Origin of the sequence: Opacimonas viscosa, assembly GCF_024199005.1 — a bacterium.
GTDB lineage: Bacteria > Pseudomonadota > Gammaproteobacteria > Enterobacterales > Alteromonadaceae > Opacimonas > Opacimonas viscosa.
In genome coordinates this window covers 1-452 of record NZ_JANATA010000056.1, presented here as the reverse complement: position 1 = coordinate 452, position 452 = coordinate 1, and the positions used below count along the sequence as shown (strand labels likewise).

General features: G+C 46.2%; 1 protein-coding gene. It reads right to left on the bottom strand.

Annotation, left to right across the window (positions count from 1 at the left end; translation table 11 throughout):
* On the bottom strand, positions 1-349 hold a 349-nt coding region (locus tag NLF92_RS12680; RefSeq protein WP_349293227.1), incomplete at its 3' end, for a TonB-dependent receptor domain-containing protein.
* Positions 350-452: the final 103 nt, after the last annotated feature.

The following is a 452-nucleotide window of genomic DNA, read 5'->3' as shown; positions in this document are numbered from 1 at the left end:
CTGAGTCATCGGCTAACAATGGATCCTGAATATCAACTCCAGACACGGTCACGACTTCGTTATCCGTTACGATGAAGTTTTGCACTTCTTTCTGGAAAATTGCCAGGCTTACATAATTAATGTCACCCCAGTAGTACTCGAATGACGCATCTAGGTTAATTGACGTGTAAGGCTTCAGGTTTACGTTACCCGCTACAGCGTTCAATGAACCAGGACGTAAATCCAGGTATGAGAAGCGCGGTGCCAGGTCTTTCAGTTCCGGACGAGTCATGGTTTCAGATACTGCCAGTCGAACCACAAAATCCTCTGTTGGATTCAGCGTAAAGCTGAAGTTTGGCAGGATTTTCAGGTAGTCGTTGGTTTCTGACTGGAAGCCTGTGCCATTGGTATCATAAGCCGGGTTATACTGAGTTGCAGTGGTCTGAGAAAGACCTGTTAGCAGTTGCTGTGAA